The sequence below is a fragment of the Maritimibacter fusiformis genome (genome assembly GCF_008086115.1).
GTDB lineage: Bacteria > Pseudomonadota > Alphaproteobacteria > Rhodobacterales > Rhodobacteraceae > Muriiphilus > Muriiphilus fusiformis.
The window spans coordinates 619,948-636,776 of the sequence record NZ_VSIY01000003.1 but is presented as its reverse complement, the minus strand read 5'-3'; the positions used below and the strand labels follow the sequence as shown (position 1 = coordinate 636,776).

The following is a 16,829-nucleotide window of genomic DNA, read 5'->3' as shown; positions in this document are numbered from 1 at the left end:
GGTTTCACGGCTATGCGGCGTCGGGAATAGAACTTTTCACGCTTCGGCGCGGTATTTCCTTGGCGCACACGCGGGCGGGATCAGCCGCCGGCGGGGCCGGTGATGCGGTTCACGTGGCCCATCTTTCGGCCCGCGCGGGCCTCGGTCTTGCCGTAGAGGTGCAGTGCGTTCGCCGGGTCGGCGGCAAGGACAGGGACGCGCTCGATATCGTCGCCGATCAGGTTTTCCATCGTCACGTTCGCGTGCCGTGCGCCGTCGCCCAGCGGCCAGCCCGCCACCGCGCGGATGTGCTGTTCGAACTGGTCGATCACGCAGCCGTTCTGCGTCCAGTGGCCCGAGTTGTGCACCCGCGGCGCGATCTCGTTCACGATGAGGCCGCCGGGCGTTACGAACAGCTCTACCCCCAACACGCCGACGTAGTTGAGCGCGTTCAGGATACGGCCGGCCAGAAGCACCGCATCGGTGCGCTGCGCCGCCGACAGCCGCGCGGGAACGGTGGTGGTGGCGAGGATGCCGCCCTTGTGCTCGTTCTCGCCGGGATCGAAACAGGCGACCTGCCCATCCAGCGCCCGGGCGGCGATGACGCTGACCTCGTGGCTGAAGTCGATGTGCCCTTCGAGGATCGCCGGGGCATCGTTCATTGCCGCCAGCGCCGCCTCGGCCTCGGCGGACGAGGACAGGCGCACCTGGCCCTTGCCGTCATAGCCCAGCCGCCGCGTCTTGAGGATGGCGGGAACGCCGATCTCGTCCAATGCCTCGGCAAGGTCGACGGCATCGTCGACGGCGGCATAGGGGGCGACGTTCAGGCCAAGCCCGGCGAGAAACGCCTTTTCCGTCAGCCGGTCCTGGCTGACCGCCAGCGCGCGGCGGCCCGGGCGGACCGGGCGCAGGGTCTCGAGCAGGTCGAGCGCCCTGGTAGGGATGTTCTCGAACTCGTAGGTGATGACATCGACGCTCTCGGCGAAGGCGGTCAGAGCCTCGGTGTCGTCATAGGGTGCGGTGGTGACGCGGTGGGCGACATCGCCGGCGGGCGGCATCGCGCCCGGCTCATAGATATGGCAGCGCAGGCCCAGGCGCGACGCGGCGACCGCCAGCATCCGGCCCAACTGACCGCCACCAAGAACGCCGACGCAGGCTCCGGGGGCGAGCGGCCTAGTCATCGCTTGGCTCCTCGGGGATCGAGGCCGAGAGCGCGGCGCGCCAGGCATCGAGCCGTTCGGCCAGCGCCGGATCGGTCAGTGCCAGGATCGCGGCGGCCATCAGGCCCGCATTGGCGGCACCCGCCGCGCCGATCGCCATGGTGGCGACGGGGAATCCCTTGGGCATCTGGACGATGGAATAGAGGCTGTCGACACCACCCAGCGCGCGGGTCTGGACCGGCACGCCGATCACGGGCACGCGGGTTTTCGAGGCCATCATGCCGGGCAGATGCGCCGCCCCCCCGGCGCCAGCGATGATCGCCATGAGGCCGCGTTCGGCGGCGGTCTTGCCATAGTCCCACAGCCGGTCCGGGGTGCGGTGGGCCGAGACGATGCGGGCCTCGTAGGCCACGCCCAGCTCATCCAGCACCGTGGCCGCTTCGCGCAGGGTCGGCCAGTCGGACTGGCTGCCCATGATGATACCTACTTTCACGTCGGACATATGCGCCTCGCTGTCGGGCCCGCTGTCGGGAATGCGCGTTCTAGGCGGGATCGCCTCGCCTTGCAATCGGATCAGGCGATGATGTCGGGGGTCAGTTTGTCCTCGATCCGCGTGATCTTGTCCTTGAGGGCGAGTTTCTGCTTTTTCAGCCGCCGGATCGTGACCTGGTCGGAGGTGCCGCGCTCGACCAGCGCGGTGATCGCCTCGTCGAGGTCGCGGTGCTCGCGGCGGAACACCTCAAGCTCGACGCGCAGCACCTCTTCGGACTTCATCTCTTCGGCATTGCTCATCGGCGCTGGCCCCGTTTGCCCCCTGGATGCGCCAATCTACCCCCTCGTCGGGTTTGCTCCAAGCCCTTCGCGCCTCTTGCGACATCGGGGTCGCACCCCCATATTTCAGCCACGGGTCGCCGGAATCGGGGCCCTGACGACAGGTCGCTTTTGAGAAGGACGTGTGAATGACGAAAATGACGCTGGGGTCGCGCCCGTTCCTGCTTGGGTTCGAGCAATTGGAACGGATGGTCGAACAGGCCGCGAAAAGCGGCACCGAAGGCTATCCGCCGTTCAACATCGAACAGGTGAGCGACCGTGCATACCGGATCACGCTGGCCGTGGCCGGGTTCTCGGACGACGATCTGTCGATCACCGTGGAAGACCGCAAGCTCGTGGTGCGGGGTCGGAATTCGGACAAGGATGACGATCGCATCTTTCTGCACCGTGGGATCGCCGGACGGCAGTTCATGAAGAGCTTTGTCCTGGCCGATGGCGTCGAAGTGATCGGCGCCGCCACTGAAAACGGACTTCTGCACATCGATCTGGAGCGGGCGGAGCCCAACACGGTCGTTCAGACCATCCAGATCCGCAAGGGGTGAGCAGGATGCTGCCCCACAGGTCCACTGGCCTCAGGTGAGGAAGGAGAGCGAGCTATGGATGTCAAATACGAAGCCCTGCCCGAAAGCGAAGACCGGATCGTCTATGTCCGCGAAGTGGACGTGGCCGAGCTCCCCGACGAGGTGCGCAGCCAGGTCGGCGGGCTGAAAAAGCTCTATGCGGTGCACACCGCCGAAGGCGAACGGCTGGCGCTGGTGCGCGACCGGCACATGGCCTTCGTGCTGGCGCGGCAGAACGATTTCGCGCCGGTGACGGTGCACTGAGCGGATGAATTGACCGCGAACGATTGCGGCGGCCCGAATGAGGGCCGCTGTTGGTCGTTCTTCAGCCCGCGATCAGCCCCATGCTTTCCAGCTTGAGAATGACCTGGTGGGCGCAGTTGTCGACATCGACGTTTTCCGTCTCGACCCGCAGTTCCGGGTTCTCGGGCACGTCATAGGGGTCTGAAATCCCCGTGAATTCCTTGATCTTGCCCTCGCGCGCCAGCTTGTAAAGCCCCTTGCGGTCGCGCCGTTCGCATTCCTCGAGCGAGGTGGCGACGTGAACCTCGAGGAAGGCGCCGAATTGCTCGATCTCCTCGCGCACCGCGCGCCGTGTGGCGGCATAGGGCGCGATCGGGGCGCAGAGCGCGATGCCGCCGTTCTTGGTGATCTCGGAGGCGACATAACCGATCCGGCGGATGTTCAGGTCGCGGTGCTCCTTGGAAAAGCCCAGTTCCGACGACAGGTTCTTGCGCACGATGTCGCCGTCGAGCAGCGTAACGGGACGCCCACCCATCTCCATCAGCTTGACCATCAACGCGTTGGCGATGGTCGATTTGCCCGAGCCGGAAAAGCCGGTGAAGAACACCGTAAAACCCTGTTTCGAGCGCGGCGGCCGCGTGCGCCTGAGTTCGGCCACAACCTCGGGGAACGAGAACCATTCGGGGATTTCCAGCCCCTCGGCCAGACGGCGGCGCAACTCGGTGCCGGAGATGTTGAGAACCGTCACGCCCTCCTCGATCTCGTCGGCGGGCTCGTATTGGGCGCGTTCCTGGACATAGACCATGTGTTTGAAATCGACCATCTCGATGCCGATCTCGTCCTGGTACTTGCGCACCATGTCCTGGGCCTCGTAGGGGCCGTAGAAATCGACCCCCTGGCTGTTCTTGCCCGGCCCGGCATGGTCGCGCCCGACAATGAAGTGGGTGCAGCCGTGGTTGGCGCGGATCAGGGCGTGCCAGAGTGCCTCGCGCGGGCCGGCCATGCGCATGGCGAGGTTCAGAAGGCTCATCGTGGTGGTCGACAAGGGGTATTTGTCCAGCACCGCCTCATAGCAGCGCACGCGGGTGAAGTGATCGACGTCACCCGGCTTGGTCATGCCGACGACCGGGTGAATCAACAGGTTGGCCTGCGCCTCCTTGGCGGCGCGGAAGGTCAGTTCCTGGTGCGCGCGGTGCAGCGGGTTGCGGGTCTGGAACGCCACCACCCGGCGCCAGCCCATCTTGCGAAAAAACGCGCGCAGTTCGTTCGGCGTGTCGCGGCGTCCCTTGAAATCGTAGTGCACCGGCTGCTGGATGCCGGTGATTGGCCCGCCGAGATAGACCTTGCCCGCCTGGTTGTGCAGGTAGTTCACCGCCGGATGCGCATCATCGTCGGCACCGAACACGGCGGTGGCCTCGTGCGATTTGTCCGGGGTCCAGTTGTCGGTGACGGTCATGGTGGCGAGGATCACGCCCTCCTGGTCGCGCAGGGCGATGTCCTGGCCCTCTTCCAGACCGGCGGCGAACGCCTCGGAGACATCCAGCGTGATCGGCATCGGCCAGAGCGTGCCGTCGGCAAGGCGCATGTCCTTGAGAACGCTGTCGTAATCGGCACGGGTCAGGAACCCCTTGAGCGGGTTGAAACCACCGTTCATCAACAGTTCCAGGTCGCAGATCTGGCGCGGCGTGAGGTCCCAACTGACCAGATCGGCCGCCTCCACCTTCAGTTTCTGGGCGCTCTCGTAGGAGACATAAAGCTCGGGGATCGGGGTGAGGTTTGATGGGATCATGAACATGGCCTTCGGGACTGCTGCTCGGCGGAGCCGTTATTTTGCGCGCATCTACGCCGCGAATGTGGCCGAATTCAAGCGCCACAGCGGGGATTTCGCGGATCGGTGTCGAAAAAGCCCGGCGCGTGTGCGCCGGGCGGTTTCAAGTCTCTCGGGATCTTCCGGTGCCGGGGTTCACCCCGCCGCCACCGCCTTGCCTGGCACATCCGCGGCCGGGGTCCCCGCATCGAGGTCAAGCTCGGCGATATACTTCTCGGCATCGAGCGCGGCCATGCAGCCCATGCCCGCCGAGGTGACCGCCTGGCGATAGATGTGGTCGGTCAGGTCGCCCGCGGCAAAGACGCCGGGGATCGAGGTGCGGGTCGAGCCCGGTTCGACAGTCACGTAGCCGCCGTGGTGCAGCTCGAGCTGGTCCTTGACCAGTTCCGACGCCGGGGCGTGCCCGATGGCGATGAAGACGCCATCTGCGGGCACTTCGGTAATCTCGCCGGTCTTGACGTGTTTCGCGCGCACGCCGGTCACGCCCATCGGCGTGTCGGTGCCGACCACTTCCTCCAGCACGTGATCCCAAAGAATCTCGACCTTGGGGTTCTTCATCAGCCGGTCGATCAGGATCTTCTCGGCGCGCAACTCGTCCCGGCGGTGGATCAGGGTGACCTTGGAGCCGAAATTGGTCAGAAACAGCGCCTCTTCCACGGCGGTGTTGCCGCCGCCGATCACGACGATCGGCTTGCCGCGATAGAAGAACCCGTCGCAGGTGGCGCAGGCCGACACGCCGAAGCCCTTGAACTTGTCCTCGCTGGGCAGCCCCAGCCACTTGGCGCGCGCCCCGGTGGCCAGGATGACGGCATCGGCGGTATAGGTGGTGCCGCTGTCGCCCTTGGCGGTAAAGGGGCGGTTTTGCAGGTCAAGCTCGGTGATGATGTCGGAGATCACCTCGGCGCCCATAGCCTTGGCGTGGGCCTCCATGTTGGTCATCAGTTCCGGGCCCTGGATCTCGGTGAAGCCGGGATAGTTCTCGACCTCGGTGGTGGTGGTCAACTGGCCGCCGGGCTCCATCCCCTGCACCAGCACCGGCTCGAGCATGGCGCGCGCGGCATAGACGGCGGCGGTGTAGCCGGCAGGGCCGGAGCCGACGATGAGAACCTTGGTATGACGTGTTTCGGACATCGGATTATCCTTCAAATCTGCTGTTGTCACCGATATAGGCGAGCGTCGCCGGCGCCGAAACCCCTTGCGACATGCTGTCAAAGCCGCCCGCCCATCGGGTGATCGAGAAACTTAATTGCGCGCAGTTGAAAGATAATTGCGCATCGCTGCGCGGCGGGATAGTGTTCGCGCAACTTTCAAGAGGATATCCGATGTCGAGTTCCAAGTTAGACCCGATCGACCGCATGATCCTGGCCGAGTTGCAGGCCGACGGGCGGATGACCAACGTCGAACTGGCCAAGCGGGTCGGCATCTCGGCACCGCCCTGCCTGCGCCGGGTGCGCACGCTGGAAGAGGCCGGGTATATCCGGGGCTATCACGCCGATGTGGACGCGCGCAAGCTGGGCTTCGAGGTTCAGGTGTTCGCCATGGTCGGGTTGCAGAGCCAGGCCGAGGCCGATCTGTCGAGATTCGAGGCGCAGTGCCGCGAATGGCCGCTGGTGCGCGAGTGTCACATGCTGAACGGCGAGGTCGATTTCATCCTGAAATGCGTGGCGCCGGACCTGTCGAGCTTCCAGAGCTTCCTGACCGGCGAATTGACGGCGGCCAGGAACGTCGCCAGCGTCAAGACCTCGCTGGTGATCCGCGATGCCAAGGACGAACCCGGCGTGCCCTTTGACGTTCTTGAGGCACGGGTGAGCGCTGCGAGCTGACGTAGCGATATTTTCGCAAAGCTATCCGCAGAAATGCAAACTCCGCCCCAAACAGGGCGGAGTTGTCTTGCGGAAATGTCGGATCAGGCGGCGTGGGCGCGCTTGCGGGCCGCCGATTTCCAGCGCGCGCGACGGCTGCCACGGGCCCAGGGCATCGCGATGTCGTTGCTGTCGGCGGTTTCGATCACGGATTTCATCCAGCGGCGTCGGCTCATCGTTACTGACCTTTCCTGTTTTCAGACCCTTGCGGGTGTTCGGCCTCAAGGATGGATGCGAAATCGGGCGATGATTTGGCGAAGGCGCGAAAAGAGCGGGGCGCGCGCCTAAAGCCGGATGGCCGAGATCAAGCGGCCATAGTCGGCTTCGCGCAGGTGCACCGAGCGGCGATAGGAATAGAACCTGTCGGCATCGGAATAGGTGCAATGACGCGTCCATTCCGCGTGATCTACCCCGGCGGCGCGCAGCCGGTAAAGGCAATAACCGGGCAGGTCGAACTGCGCCCGGTCGCCGGTGCCGCCGGCGAAAAAACGGCCGTTCTCCGGGGATTCGTCGAAAAATCGCTCGACAAATTCCGGCCCTACCTCGTAGGCGGCCTGCGAAATCGTGGGGCCGACCACGGCGGTGATGTCCTCGCGATCCGCGCCAAGGTGCTCCATCGCCTCGATCGTCGCCTCGAGCACGCCGTCGAGCGCCCCTTGCCAGCCGGCATGGGCGGCACCGATCACCCCGGCCTCGTGGTCGGCGAACAGCACCGGGCCGCAATCGGCGGTCAGGATCGCCAGCGCAACGCCCGGGGTTGCGGTGACCAGCGCGTCGGCCCTCGGGCGCGCGCCCTCAAGCGGCCCCGAAACCTCGACCACGTCGGGCGAATGCACCTGGTGCACGGTGACCAGATCGCGGCTGGAAAGCCCCAGCGCGTCGGCAACGCGGTTGCGGTTGATCTCGACCGCATCGTTCTGGTCGTCCGATCCGCCGCCGCAGTTCAGCCCGGAATAGACCCCCGAGGACGCCCCGCCGCGCCGGGTGAAGAACCCGTGGCGGATCGGTGCGAGCACGTCGGCGGTGATGATTTCCAGCGTCATGTTTCCAATCCGGGCAGCATCGCGGCACCCTCGGGCACAAAGCCGAGGCACTTGAACAGCGTTCCCATTTCCTGCGGGTGCGTCAAGCGGCGATGGGCGGCGATGTGGTTGTCGAGCACGTCGCCGTCCAACCCCCGCGCCAGAACCTGCGCGCGCTGGGTTAGGCCAAGACGCTCCAGGAACACCCCCTGCGGCGTCAGGCGCGAATGGGTCAGGCCGGGGGCGGCAGCGGCCAGCGCCTCGAAGTCGACATGCGCGGTCAGGTCAGCCTCGCCGGGGTTGGCCAGCGGGTCTTCGGGCTTGTGGTCGCGCAGGGCTTGCAGCGTATCGCCGAGCGAGCGCCAGTCGCCGTAATCCACGACCAGCGCGGCCCCGCCGTGGGCGGCGATGCGGCTGGCGATGGCCTCCATCGCGGTTTGCCCCTGCGGGCAGGTCTCGACCAGGTCGCCGTCGCGCGTGTCGTCACGCCCGGCCAGCGCTGCGGGCGCGGTCGGGCCGCCAAGCCCGAAGGCCAGCGCGCCGTCGCGCAGCCCCACCTGACGCTCGCGCCAGTGATCGCCTTCGCGGGTGAACTGGCGAATCGGCAGGGCGTCGAAGAACTCGTTGGCGACCAGAAACAGCGGGGCCTCGGGCAGGTCGTGCACGCTGTCGGCAAACGCGATGGGCGAGCCTGCCAGCCGCGCGCGCTGCGCCTCGCGCAGGGTGGGCGAGGCTTCGATGAGCACGATCCGTGCCGCGTCGTGAAAGCCCGGCACGCTTGCGGTGGCGCGCAGGAGGTCGGCCATCAGGGTGCCGCGCCCGGGGCCGGGCTCGGCCAGCGTGAAAGCCGCCGGCGCGCCCTGGTCCAGCCACGCCTGCGCCAGCGCCAGCCCGACCAACTCGCCGAACATCTGGCTGATCTCGGGCGCGGTGGTGAAATCGCCTGTCGCTCCCAGCGGGTCGCGGGTGGTGTAGTAGCCGTGCCTGGGGTGCAGCAGACATTCGGCCATGTAATCCGACACCGGCATCGGCCCGCCCGCGCGGATACGAGCGACAAGAAGGTCGCGCAGGGTCATGCCCGCCGCCGCGCCCAGACCAGCACGGCCGCCCCGGCCACGATCATCGGCAGGGTCAGGATCTGTCCCATCGTCATGCCGAGAAAGACATGGCCCCACGGGTTGTCCGGCGTGACGAACTGGGCGTCGGCCTGGCGAAAGAACTCGACCGAAAACCGGGCCATCCCGTAGCCGATGGAGAAGACGCCGGTCAGCAGGCCGGGCCGCTTCAGCCAGCCGCGCCGCCAGCCGAGGTAGAGCAGGATACCCGCCAGCACCACGCCCTCCAGAGCCGCTTCGTAGAGCTGCGACGGATGGCGCGCGCAGGGCAGGTCGAAGCCGGGGCAGTCTTGCGCCGCCGCGCCGGGAAAGATCACGCCCCAGGGCATGGTGGTCGGACGCCCCCAAAGCTCGGCGTTGATGAAATTGGTGATCCTGACCAGCGCAAAGGCCGGCGCGGTGGACAGCGCAAGCAGGTCGAAAATGCGGATCAGGCGCAGCCCGTGCTTGCGGGCGAACAGCCAGGCCGCGATCAGGACGCCGAGAAAGCCGCCGTGAAACGCCATGCCGCCGGTCCAGACCGCGAGGATCTCCAGCGGGTGCGACAGGTAATAGGCCGGCTGGTAGAACAGCACATATCCCAGTCGCCCGCCAAGGATGATGCCGACCACCATCCATGTCACCATCGCCTCGAGCTGATCGCGGGTCATCGGCGGCTCGCCGTCCCACAGCCGGGGCGTGCGCAGGGCGCGGGCGATGATCACCCAGGCAATGACGATGCCCGCGATGTAGCCAAGCGCATACCAGCGCACAGCGAAATGGAAGCTTCCGAGGTCGAAGGAAAACACCTCGGGCGAGATATCGGGGAAGGGGATCGCGGCGAACATGGCCACTTGTTGGGCCGGGGCGGCGGGGCTGTCAACCTTGTGCTGACGCGCGCGATCACCCATATTGGCGGGGTAGCGTTTTGGAGGCCCACATGCAGACCCGCAACAAGGTGTTCGAGGATATTTCTCAGCTGATGACCAACGCGATGGGCGTGGCCCAGGGCGCGAAGGACGAGGCCGAGACGGCAATGAAAAGCTGGATGGACCGCTGGCTTGCCGACCGCGACCTTGTCACCCGCGACGAGTTCGACGCGGTGCGCGCAATGGCGCAGAAGGCCCGCGAAGAGAACGAGGCGCTGAAGGCCCGGATCGTGGCGCTGGAAGAGGCGGCGGCGAAACTGGCGAAGAAGACGGCGGCCAAGGACGACTGACGCGTTTCGGAGATTGTCGGAAAAGTGATGAAAAAGGCCCCGGAAACGGGGCCTTTCGTGTTTCGATAGTCGGAATTGTTCAAGCGACGGTGGCGAATGTGCCGTTTGCCCTGCGCCTCAGTGCTTCAGGATCGGCGGCTTGGACGGATCGCTGCCCGGTGCGCGGGTCACAGCCCCGTCGTCGTCGCGCTCCTCGGCCTCGGGATCGGGGAAGTCGTAGCGCAGCCCCAGGTGGTCGAGATGCTCGCAGATCGGATCGCCCGACGAGAAGAAGGCGACATCGACCGTCGCAAGATCGGTGCCGGAAAACACCAGCGCCTCCTGCGTGGCCCGGGCCAGCGCCGGTTCGGCCCCCGGGGCCGCGTCGATGAACGCCAGCAGCCAGCCTTCGCTGTCGTCGGAGAACTTGCCCTTGGCGAAAACCGCGTGCGAGGCGAGGCCAACCGCGTTGACCAGCTTTTCCTCCAGCCCCTGAATCAGCGCGTCGGGCAGGCCCAGCGGCGTGTCGATGCCGATCAACTGGCGTTCACCGCCGTCCTCGGGCGCGGCGGCCAACGTGTCGGCCAGCCAGTCGAGCGCGGCATCCGGCACCAGGATCGACGAGGGTGCGACGCCGAGGTTCAGCGCCAGCCCGATCTTCTGGCCCTTGAGCATGGTGGCGATCACCCGGCCGGGCAGGGCGGCATAGGGCATCGCGTCGGATTTGTGATCGGCGGCAAAGGCGCCCAGCCGGTCCTCGTTGTCGAACACCAGCGCGTATTGCTCGGGGTCGCCACCGTCCTCGGCTTCGAGATCGAGCAGCTCCGGCTCCATCGTCTCGCCCTGTGCCTCGCCCTTGAGGAGCAGGAACAATTCGGCGTCTGCAAGACGCTCATAGAATTTCAGCCGGGCGGCGTCGTCGGACTCGTCAGCCTCCATCGCGGCATGGGCCTGGTCGAGCGGGGTCGGGTTGGTCATGGGGTTTCTCCCAGTTCATCGGCAATGCTTGCCCGCAGCACCGGCACAAGCTCGGCCTCGAACCACGGGTTTCGTTTCAGCCAGCCCGTATTGCGCCAGGACGGGTGAGGCAAGGGAAAGATGCGGGGCGCATGGTCGCGCCAGGCGGCGACGGTCTCGGTCACCGGCGCGCGCGTGGCGAGGTAGCGGCGCTGGGCATGCGCCCCGATGATCAGCGTCAGGCGGGTTTCGGCAAGCGCCGCGTCGACCGCGTCGTGCCATGTCGTGGCACAGATTTTCGGCGGCGGCAGGTCGGAGCCGCGCGCGTCGTAGCCGGGAAAGCAGAAGGCCATCGGGGTGATCGCGATGCGGCTCTTGTCGTAGAATGTGGCGCGGTCGATCCCCATCCAGTCGCGCAAGCGGTCGCCGGAGGCGTCGTTGAACGGCAGGCCCGTTTCATGCACCCGCATCCCCGGCGCTTGGCCGATGACGCGAATGCGCGCGGTCGGCGCGAACCACGCAACCGGGCGCGGGCCATGCGCCGTGCGGGTCGCCGCGAAACGGTCGGCGCAGAGGCGGCAGGCGGCGATCCGGGCGGCGAGGTCGGTCATGGCAGAAAGATAGGTGTGGGCGGGCAGGGTGCAACCGCGATCATTTCGATGAATGTCGAAATATCTTGCGTGGACGGGATCATTTCGATAATTCTCGAATCATGAAACATGACACACCCGACACCTGCCTGCCGGTCGCCGTCGCGGCGTCGACCTTTGCCGCCCTTGGCTCGGAACAACGCCTCGAAGTGGTGCGCTGCCTGGTGCGCGCCGGGCCCGAGGGGCTGGCGATCGGCGAGCTTGGCGCGCGCACCGGCATCACCGGCTCGACGCTCACCCATCATCTGAAAATCCTCGCCGCCGCCGGGCTGGTCACGCAGGAGCGGCGCGGCCGCTCGATCATCTGTGGTGCAGCGGACATGGAAACGATGCGCACCATCTCGGCCTATCTCTTGTCCGAATGCTGCGCCGACTGTGCTGAAACCCGCAAGGAATCGACCAATGGCTGACACATCTACAACATTGCCGCTCTGGCGCCGGTGGAAGCCCGATTGGGCATGGTTTGCGGTGGCGGCGATTCCGCTGGCCCTGGCGGTGTCCGTGCCGGACGAGGCAGGCGCGCTTGTGACCTTCGCCGCCGAAGCGTTTCTGCGCACGCTGCCCTACATCCTGATCGCGGTCACCGCGGTCGCCTACATGAATGCCAGCGGGGCCGAGACGCTGCTGTCGCGCGCCTTCGAGGGGCGCGAGGTTCGCATGATCCTGCTGGCCGCGCTGGTGGGCGGGCTGTCGCCGTTCTGTTCCTGCCAGGTGATTCCGTTCATCGCGGCCCTTCTGGCGGTGGGCGCGCCCCTGTCGGCGGTGATGGCGTTCTGGCTGGCCTCGCCGCTGATGGACCCGGGCATGTTCGCGGTCACGGCGGGGGCCCTGGGGCTGGATTTCGCCATCGGCAAGACCGTGGTGGCGGTAGGGCTGGGGCTGTTCGGCGGCTTCACGGTGCGCGCATTTGCAAAAAGCGCGCTGTTCGCCGATCCGCTGAAACACGCCCCCCGGAAATCCTGTTCGTCCTCGTCGTGCTGCGATGACGATGCACCCCTGTCCGGCCGCCCGGTCTGGCGTTTCTGGGGCGAGCGTGCGCGCCGCGCGACCTTCCGCGCCTCGGCGGTCGAGAACCTTCTGTTCCTCGGCAAGTGGCTGATGCTGGCCTATCTGCTCGAGGCGCTGATGCTGCGTTACGTGCCGGCCGATCTGGTCGGGCACTGGCTGGGTGGCGAGGGGATCGGACCGATCGTTCTGGGCGCGGTGATCGGTGCGCCCACCTATCTCAACGGCTACGGTGCGGTGCCGCTGGTGGCCGGACTGCTGGAACAGGGGATGAGCCAGGGCGCCGCGATGTCCTTTGTCGTGGCCGGCGGCGTGAGCTGCATTCCGGCGGCGGTCGCGGTCTGGGCGCTGGTCAAGCCGCGCGTGTTCGCCGCCTATATTGGCTTTGCCGTCGTTGGTGCGGTTCTGGCCGGGACGGCCTGGTCGCTGGTCGCCTGAACGCAAACTCCCCGCCGGCTGCGATGAAACCGGCGCGACCCGAGGTTGTCGCGCCGCATCGCTTGTTCTATGTCAGCGAAAGTGCCCGTGCCGGGCTGTCGGGGGAGGGGGCATGTATCGGGTCTGGAACTTCATCACGGCCTATTCCGTCCTGCTTGTGTCGGGAACGGTGCTGGCGCTGATCTGGGCCAATGTCGACCCGCAGTCCTATCGCCATTTCGTCGAATACCCGCTTTGGTTCAACTCGCTGGTCGGGGACGAGATTCATCACTGGGCCGCGGCCCTCGGGGCCGATGCCGCGGCCTATGAAGTGGGCGACGTCGAGCGGGTTCTGACGCTGCATTTCCTGATCAACGACGTGCTCATGGCGCTGTTTTTCGCGATGGCCGCGAAAGAGGTCTGGGAGGCGGTGATCCTGCAAAACGGCGCGCTGCGCGGCCGCAAGGCGGCGACGCCGCTGATTGCCACGGCGGGCGGCATGGCCGGGCCGGTCGTGGTTTACCTCGGGATCGCGATGCTGCTGGGGTCCGAGACCTTCGACGCGGTGTTTCGCGGCTGGGCGATCCCGACTGCCACCGATATCGCGTTTTCCTACCTCGTCGGACGGCTGGTGTTCGGCGGCGGGCATCCGGCGGTCCGGTTCCTGCTGCTTCTGGCCATCGCCGATGACGCCGCCGGGCTGATCATCCTGGCGGTGTTCTATCCCTCGGCCGAGATCGCGCCGGAATGGCTGCTGTTGTCGGCGGGCGCGGCGGCGGCGGCGTTCGTGCTGTTCAACTGGCTGCCGCGCCGGCTCGACCGGGGCAACCAGGCACGCCCGGCCTCGACCTGGGTGCGCGCCAGGCTGTCGTTCTGGCCCTATGCGGTCGCCGGCGTGGCAAGCTGGTTCGGCTTTTCCGAGGCCGGCCTGCACCCGGCCTTGGGCCTACTGCCGGTGATTCCCGCGATTCCCCATGCCGACAGGGCCTTCGGGATCTTTTCCGAGGCCGAGCAATACCTGCATGACCTGCTCAATGTCGTCGAGCACGCGCTGAAATATCCGGTGGAAATCATCCTGTTCTTCTTCGGACTGGCAAATGCGGGGCTCGAGTTCGCCTCCATCAGCACACCGACCTGGCTGGTCCTGTCGGGGCTGTTGATCGGCAAGCCGGTCGGCATCTTCCTGTTCGGCTGGCTCGCGGCGCGGCCTCTGAGGCTGGGCCTGCCCTTGGGGATGCGCATGGCCGATCTGGTGGTGATCGGGTTCGTCGCCGCCATCGGCTTTACCGTGTCGCTGTTCATCGCCTCGGTCGCCTTCCCGTCCGGCCCGGTGCAGGACGCCGCCAAGATGGGCGCACTGTTCAGTTTCGGCGCGGTGATCCTGTCGGTCATCGCCGCCAGGCTGCTTGGGGTCAGCAAGCAGAAGGGCTGATCCGCGAGAGGAGCCGGCGCCGCCGCACGCGCCCGATTTCCCCCGCGTAAAGCCCGATTTTGGCCGCAATAATGCCCTGAGCATTGGATTGTTGCCCGATTTGCAGACATAATGGCGCCCTATTGGCACTCTATGACTTATGCGAAGCGGCCCGGGACGGTGTCGGACGAAGCAGCGGAAAAGCCAACACGCGATGATCGAATTCAAAGGTGTCAGCAAGTCCTTCTGGACCGGGAAACAGCGCAAGGTGATCCTGGATCACGCGTCGTTCCGCGTCGACATCGGCAATTCGATGGGCATCCTCGCCCCCAACGGCACCGGCAAGACCACCATCATCAACATGATGGCGGGTCTGGAGAAACCGGACGAAGGCGAAGTGGTGCGTGGTTGCCGGGTGTCGTTCCCGCTGGGGTTCATGGGCGGTGTGGTCGGCAAGCTGTCGGCCAAGGAAAACGCGCGCTACGTCGCGCGGCTCTACGGGTTGGACCCGGACTATATCGAGGCGTTCACCCGCTGGCTCTGCGGGCTCGAGGAATACTACGACTTCCCGGTCGCCACCTACAGCCAGGGGATGCGGGCGCGATTCACGTTCTCGTTGCTTCTGGCGCTGGAATTCGACATTTATCTCATCGACGAGGGGATGCCGCAGACCACCGATGCCGAGTTCAACCGCAAGGCGGGCGACGTGTTGCGCCAGCGGCTTGAGAACGCCACCGTCGTGATCGTGTCGCACCAGGCCAAGACGATCGAGAAATTCTGCCGTTCCGCCGCAGTCTTGCTGAACGGGCAATTGCATAAATTTGACACCTTGGAAGAAGCGAAACAGCTCTATGACTACGAAACCCAAGGCTAAGAAATTCCGCATCCGCCGCACCACCGGGGCCACCGTGCCGCCGGTCGAGCGCGACGAGACGCAACCGGCGGCGAGGAGCGGCGCGCGGGTGCTCAACGCGATGGAACAGCTTGCGCTCGACGGGACCGAGGACGGGTTTCCGGCCGAGGGATTCGCGACGGCGGGTCGCGGTGCAGTCGCGGGGGCGGGCCGGGTGCCGGTGCGCGATGGCGCCGTCGAAAGCCCCGCCGAAGTGGCCGCCGACCAGGAAATCGCCGCGATTCGCCGCGAGGGGCTGACCGGGCGACAGTTGCGCATGGCGCGCCGGGTGGCGCAGAAACACGGGCTGCCGGCAACCTCGGATTTCGATGCGGTGCGGCTGTTGCGCCGGGCCGGGATCGACCCGTTCCTTCAGGCCAACATGCTGGAACTTGTGTCTGCCGATGGCCGCCCGCCGCAAGCGCGCGAGGACCAGGTCAAGCTGCCGCAGACGGTGCCCAACAAGCAAAGCCTGCCCTCGACCCGCGTGATGGACATCGCCGAGCGGGCGAAATCGGTGATCGAGATCCAGCGCGACATCGCGCGCCGCCGCCGCCGCAAACTGGCGCTTCTGTTCACGCGGCTGGCGTTCTTCGTGCTGCTGCCGACGCTGATGGCGGGGTATTACTACTACCAGATCGCCACGCCGATGTATGCCACCAAGTCCGAATTCGTGATCCAGAAGGCCGATGGCGGCGGTGCATCCGGGCTGGGCAGCCTGTTCGCCGGATCGGGCCTGGCCACCAGCCAGGATTCGATCACCGTGCAAAGCTATCTGACTTCGCGCGACGCGCTGCTCAGGCTCGACAGCGAACTGGGCTTCAAGGCGCATTTCCAGGCCCCCGAGATCGACCCGATCCAGCGGCTGACACCGGATGCCTCGAACGAGGACGCCTATGAGGTGTTCAAGCGCAACGTCAAGATCGGCTTCGACCCGACCGAGGGCATCATCAAGATGGAGGTGATCGCCGCCAGCCCCGAGATGTCGGCGGCCTTTTCCGAGGCGCTGATCCGCTATGCCGAGGAGCGCGTCGACAACCTGACCCAGCGGCTGCGCGAAGACCAGATGGCCGGGGCGGTCGAAAGCTTCCGCGAAGCCGAGGAAAAACGCGCCGCCGCGCAGGCCGCCGTGCTGCAATTGCAACAGGAAATGGGCGTGTTCGATGCCACATCGGACGCCAGCGCGGTGATGAGCCAGATCAACACCTTCGAAGTTCAGCTTGGCGAAAAGCGCCTGCAACTCGAACAGTTGCTCGACAACGCACGGCCCAACCAGGCGCGTGTCGAAGGCGTGCGCGGCGATATCCGCCGGCTGGAAAGCCTGATCGAATCGCTGCGCGCGAAGCTGACCGAATCCGGCGGCACCGCCGGCACCGGCGAGAGCCTGGCGCAGATTTCGGGCCAGCTTGCCGTTGCGCAATCCGACCTGGAGACGCGCACGATCCTGATGCAGCAGGCGCTGCAACAACTCGAGAGCGCCCGCATCGAGGCCAACAAGCAGACGCGCTATCTGGAAATGGGCGTGCATCCAGTTGCGCCCGACCGCCCGACCTATCCGCGCGCCTTCGAGAATACCGTGCTGGCGTTCCTGGTCTTTGCGGGCATCTACCTGATGGTTTCGATCACCGCCTCGATCCTGCGTGAACAGGTGACCGGCTAGGTCCCGATCGGGAAAGGCGGCGATCCGCCTTTCCCCTTCGCGCCGACCCGTCTAGTCTCG

At 66.1% G+C, this 16,829-nt stretch carries 21 protein-coding genes; 9 read left to right on the top strand and 12 right to left on the bottom strand.

All coding sequences use genetic code 11. The annotated features are described in order from the left end of the window. Positions 1-80: 80 nt before the first annotated feature. The 3 genes from FVF75_RS03780 to FVF75_RS03770 all read right to left on the bottom strand — a co-directional run bounded on the left by FVF75_RS03780 (position 81) and on the right by FVF75_RS03770 (position 1,931). A complete protein-coding gene (locus FVF75_RS03780; protein ID WP_148376396.1) occupies positions 81-1,160 on the bottom strand; it encodes a 5-(carboxyamino)imidazole ribonucleotide synthase in 1,080 nt (359 codons plus the stop codon). After that, complete coding sequence (gene purE / locus FVF75_RS03775; RefSeq protein WP_148376395.1) at positions 1,153-1,641, bottom strand: 5-(carboxyamino)imidazole ribonucleotide mutase; 489 nt, start codon at positions 1,639-1,641, stop codon at positions 1,153-1,155. Before purE ends, FVF75_RS03780 begins: the two co-directional genes overlap by 8 nt. A gap of 71 nt (positions 1,642-1,712) precedes the next feature. Continuing rightward, entirely contained in the window at positions 1,713-1,931 is a 219-nt protein-coding gene (locus FVF75_RS03770) for a YdcH family protein (protein ID WP_148376394.1), read from the bottom strand. 167 nt (positions 1,932-2,098) lie between these two features. Here FVF75_RS03770 and FVF75_RS03765 point away from each other — a divergent pair, with 167 nt between their 5' ends. Together FVF75_RS03765 and FVF75_RS03760 are read left to right on the top strand one after the other, a co-directional pair. Further along, the gene (locus FVF75_RS03765) at positions 2,099-2,512 is read left to right on the top strand and encodes an Hsp20 family protein (RefSeq protein ID WP_148376393.1); all 414 of its coding nucleotides are present in this window, start codon (positions 2,099-2,101) and stop codon (positions 2,510-2,512) included. A 54-nt stretch (positions 2,513-2,566) separates the two neighbouring features. Next, the gene (locus tag FVF75_RS03760) at positions 2,567-2,794 is read left to right on the top strand and encodes a DUF1150 family protein (RefSeq protein ID WP_148376392.1); all 228 of its coding nucleotides are present in this window, start codon (positions 2,567-2,569) and stop codon (positions 2,792-2,794) included. Positions 2,795-2,855: 61 nt separating this feature from the next. On the opposite strand, the gene FVF75_RS03755 is transcribed toward FVF75_RS03760, so the two are convergent. From FVF75_RS03755 to FVF75_RS03745, 3 genes are all read right to left on the bottom strand, one after another. Beyond that, positions 2,856-4,562, bottom strand: a complete 1,707-nt coding sequence (locus FVF75_RS03755) for a bifunctional sulfate adenylyltransferase/adenylylsulfate kinase (RefSeq protein ID WP_148376391.1) — start codon at positions 4,560-4,562, stop codon at positions 2,856-2,858. A gap of 174 nt (positions 4,563-4,736) precedes the next feature. Further along, positions 4,737-5,732, bottom strand: coding sequence for a thioredoxin-disulfide reductase (gene trxB, locus FVF75_RS03750; protein ID WP_148376390.1), 996 nt, complete (start codon positions 5,730-5,732; stop codon positions 4,737-4,739). A 4-nt stretch (positions 5,733-5,736) separates the two neighbouring features. After that, positions 5,737-5,937 (bottom strand): hypothetical protein, encoded by a 201-nt coding sequence (locus FVF75_RS03745; protein WP_148376389.1) that lies wholly within the window; start codon positions 5,935-5,937, stop codon positions 5,737-5,739. Between FVF75_RS03745 and FVF75_RS03740 the strand changes: the two genes are divergently transcribed. Beyond that, positions 5,924-6,424 carry an Lrp/AsnC family transcriptional regulator gene (locus FVF75_RS03740; RefSeq protein ID WP_148376388.1) on the top strand — a complete coding sequence of 167 codons (501 nt, stop codon included), beginning with the start codon at positions 5,924-5,926 and terminating at the stop codon, positions 6,422-6,424. The two genes, FVF75_RS03745 and FVF75_RS03740, sit on opposite strands and share 14 nt — an antisense overlap. An 83-nt stretch (positions 6,425-6,507) precedes the next feature. Here the strand turns inward: FVF75_RS03740 and FVF75_RS17810 are convergent, their stop codons facing one another. The 4 genes from FVF75_RS17810 to lgt all read right to left on the bottom strand — a co-directional run bounded on the left by FVF75_RS17810 (position 6,508) and on the right by lgt (position 9,427). After that, positions 6,508-6,639, bottom strand: coding sequence for a hypothetical protein (locus tag FVF75_RS17810; RefSeq protein ID WP_281289563.1), 132 nt, complete (start codon positions 6,637-6,639; stop codon positions 6,508-6,510). 108 nt (positions 6,640-6,747) lie between these two features. After that, positions 6,748-7,506 (bottom strand): peptidoglycan editing factor PgeF, encoded by a 759-nt coding sequence (pgeF, locus tag FVF75_RS03735; protein WP_148376387.1) that lies wholly within the window; start codon positions 7,504-7,506, stop codon positions 6,748-6,750. Continuing rightward, entirely contained in the window at positions 7,503-8,561 is a 1,059-nt protein-coding gene (locus FVF75_RS03730; protein WP_148376386.1) for a class I SAM-dependent methyltransferase, read from the bottom strand. Before FVF75_RS03730 ends, pgeF begins: the two co-directional genes overlap by 4 nt. Next, complete coding sequence (gene lgt, locus FVF75_RS03725; protein ID WP_148376385.1) at positions 8,558-9,427, bottom strand: prolipoprotein diacylglyceryl transferase; 870 nt, start codon at positions 9,425-9,427, stop codon at positions 8,558-8,560. Before lgt ends, FVF75_RS03730 begins: the two co-directional genes overlap by 4 nt. A gap of 92 nt (positions 9,428-9,519) precedes the next feature. On the opposite strand from lgt, the gene FVF75_RS03720 reads away from it, so the two are divergent. Then, a complete protein-coding gene (locus FVF75_RS03720) occupies positions 9,520-9,798 on the top strand; it encodes an accessory factor UbiK family protein (RefSeq protein ID WP_148376384.1) in 279 nt (92 codons plus the stop codon). 117 nt (positions 9,799-9,915) lie between these two features. Here the strand turns inward: FVF75_RS03720 and FVF75_RS03715 are convergent, their stop codons facing one another. Then, entirely contained in the window at positions 9,916-10,755 is an 840-nt protein-coding gene (locus FVF75_RS03715; protein WP_148376383.1) for an SseB family protein, read from the bottom strand. Beyond that, entirely contained in the window at positions 10,752-11,345 is a 594-nt protein-coding gene (locus FVF75_RS03710) for a uracil-DNA glycosylase family protein (protein WP_148376382.1), read from the bottom strand. Before FVF75_RS03710 ends, FVF75_RS03715 begins: the two co-directional genes overlap by 4 nt. Positions 11,346-11,446: 101 nt before the next feature. Here FVF75_RS03710 and FVF75_RS03705 point away from each other — a divergent pair, with 101 nt between their 5' ends. The 5 genes from FVF75_RS03705 (at position 11,447) to FVF75_RS03685 (ending at position 16,769) form a co-directional block, all read left to right on the top strand. Further along, complete coding sequence (locus tag FVF75_RS03705) at positions 11,447-11,794, top strand: ArsR/SmtB family transcription factor (protein WP_148376381.1); 348 nt, start codon at positions 11,447-11,449, stop codon at positions 11,792-11,794. Further along, positions 11,787-12,827, top strand: coding sequence for a permease (locus tag FVF75_RS03700; protein WP_148376380.1), 1,041 nt, complete (start codon positions 11,787-11,789; stop codon positions 12,825-12,827). Before FVF75_RS03705 ends, FVF75_RS03700 begins: the two co-directional genes overlap by 8 nt. 112 nt (positions 12,828-12,939) lie before the next feature. Further along, a complete protein-coding gene (locus FVF75_RS03695) occupies positions 12,940-14,238 on the top strand; it encodes a Na+/H+ antiporter NhaA (protein WP_148376379.1) in 1,299 nt (432 codons plus the stop codon). A 193-nt stretch (positions 14,239-14,431) separates the two neighbouring features. Further along, on the top strand, positions 14,432-15,091 hold the full coding sequence (locus tag FVF75_RS03690; protein WP_148376378.1) for an ABC transporter ATP-binding protein: 660 nt from the start codon (positions 14,432-14,434) through the stop codon (positions 15,089-15,091). Then, positions 15,069-16,769, top strand: coding sequence for a KpsE/RkpR family capsule polysaccharide export protein (locus FVF75_RS03685; RefSeq protein WP_148376377.1), 1,701 nt, complete (start codon positions 15,069-15,071; stop codon positions 16,767-16,769). The genes FVF75_RS03690 and FVF75_RS03685 overlap by 23 nt, the downstream gene beginning before the upstream one ends. Positions 16,770-16,829 lie beyond the last annotated feature (60 nt).

Excerpts from the sequence above, each read along its gene's own strand:
- FVF75_RS03685 (WP_148376377.1), top strand. The coding sequence starts at position 15,069 with ATGACTACGAAACCCAAGGCTAAGAAATTCCGCATCCGCCGCACCACC.
- FVF75_RS03710 (WP_148376382.1), bottom strand. The coding sequence starts at position 11,345 with ATGACCGACCTCGCCGCCCGGATCGCCGCCTGCCGCCTCTGCGCCGAC.
- FVF75_RS03755 (WP_148376391.1), bottom strand. The coding sequence starts at position 4,562 with ATGATCCCATCAAACCTCACCCCGATCCCCGAGCTTTATGTCTCCTAC.
- FVF75_RS03720 (WP_148376384.1), top strand. The coding sequence starts at position 9,520 with ATGCAGACCCGCAACAAGGTGTTCGAGGATATTTCTCAGCTGATGACC.
- lgt (WP_148376385.1), bottom strand. The coding sequence starts at position 9,427 with ATGTTCGCCGCGATCCCCTTCCCCGATATCTCGCCCGAGGTGTTTTCC.
- purE (WP_148376395.1), bottom strand. The coding sequence starts at position 1,641 with ATGTCCGACGTGAAAGTAGGTATCATCATGGGCAGCCAGTCCGACTGG.
- FVF75_RS03765 (WP_148376393.1), top strand. The coding sequence starts at position 2,099 with ATGACGAAAATGACGCTGGGGTCGCGCCCGTTCCTGCTTGGGTTCGAG.
- FVF75_RS03690 (WP_148376378.1), top strand. The coding sequence starts at position 14,432 with ATGATCGAATTCAAAGGTGTCAGCAAGTCCTTCTGGACCGGGAAACAG.
- FVF75_RS03740 (WP_148376388.1), top strand. The coding sequence starts at position 5,924 with ATGTCGAGTTCCAAGTTAGACCCGATCGACCGCATGATCCTGGCCGAG.
- FVF75_RS03760 (WP_148376392.1), top strand. The coding sequence starts at position 2,567 with ATGGATGTCAAATACGAAGCCCTGCCCGAAAGCGAAGACCGGATCGTC.
- trxB (WP_148376390.1), bottom strand. The coding sequence starts at position 5,732 with ATGTCCGAAACACGTCATACCAAGGTTCTCATCGTCGGCTCCGGCCCT.
- FVF75_RS17810 (WP_281289563.1), bottom strand. The coding sequence starts at position 6,639 with ATGAGCCGACGCCGCTGGATGAAATCCGTGATCGAAACCGCCGACAGC.
- FVF75_RS03700 (WP_148376380.1), top strand. The coding sequence starts at position 11,787 with ATGGCTGACACATCTACAACATTGCCGCTCTGGCGCCGGTGGAAGCCC.
- pgeF (WP_148376387.1), bottom strand. The coding sequence starts at position 7,506 with ATGACGCTGGAAATCATCACCGCCGACGTGCTCGCACCGATCCGCCAC.
- FVF75_RS03695 (WP_148376379.1), top strand. The coding sequence starts at position 12,940 with ATGTATCGGGTCTGGAACTTCATCACGGCCTATTCCGTCCTGCTTGTG.
- FVF75_RS03770 (WP_148376394.1), bottom strand. The coding sequence starts at position 1,931 with ATGAGCAATGCCGAAGAGATGAAGTCCGAAGAGGTGCTGCGCGTCGAG.
- FVF75_RS03780 (WP_148376396.1), bottom strand. The coding sequence starts at position 1,160 with ATGACTAGGCCGCTCGCCCCCGGAGCCTGCGTCGGCGTTCTTGGTGGC.
- FVF75_RS03730 (WP_148376386.1), bottom strand. The coding sequence starts at position 8,561 with ATGACCCTGCGCGACCTTCTTGTCGCTCGTATCCGCGCGGGCGGGCCG.
- FVF75_RS03715 (WP_148376383.1), bottom strand. The coding sequence starts at position 10,755 with ATGACCAACCCGACCCCGCTCGACCAGGCCCATGCCGCGATGGAGGCT.
- FVF75_RS03705 (WP_148376381.1), top strand. The coding sequence starts at position 11,447 with ATGAAACATGACACACCCGACACCTGCCTGCCGGTCGCCGTCGCGGCG.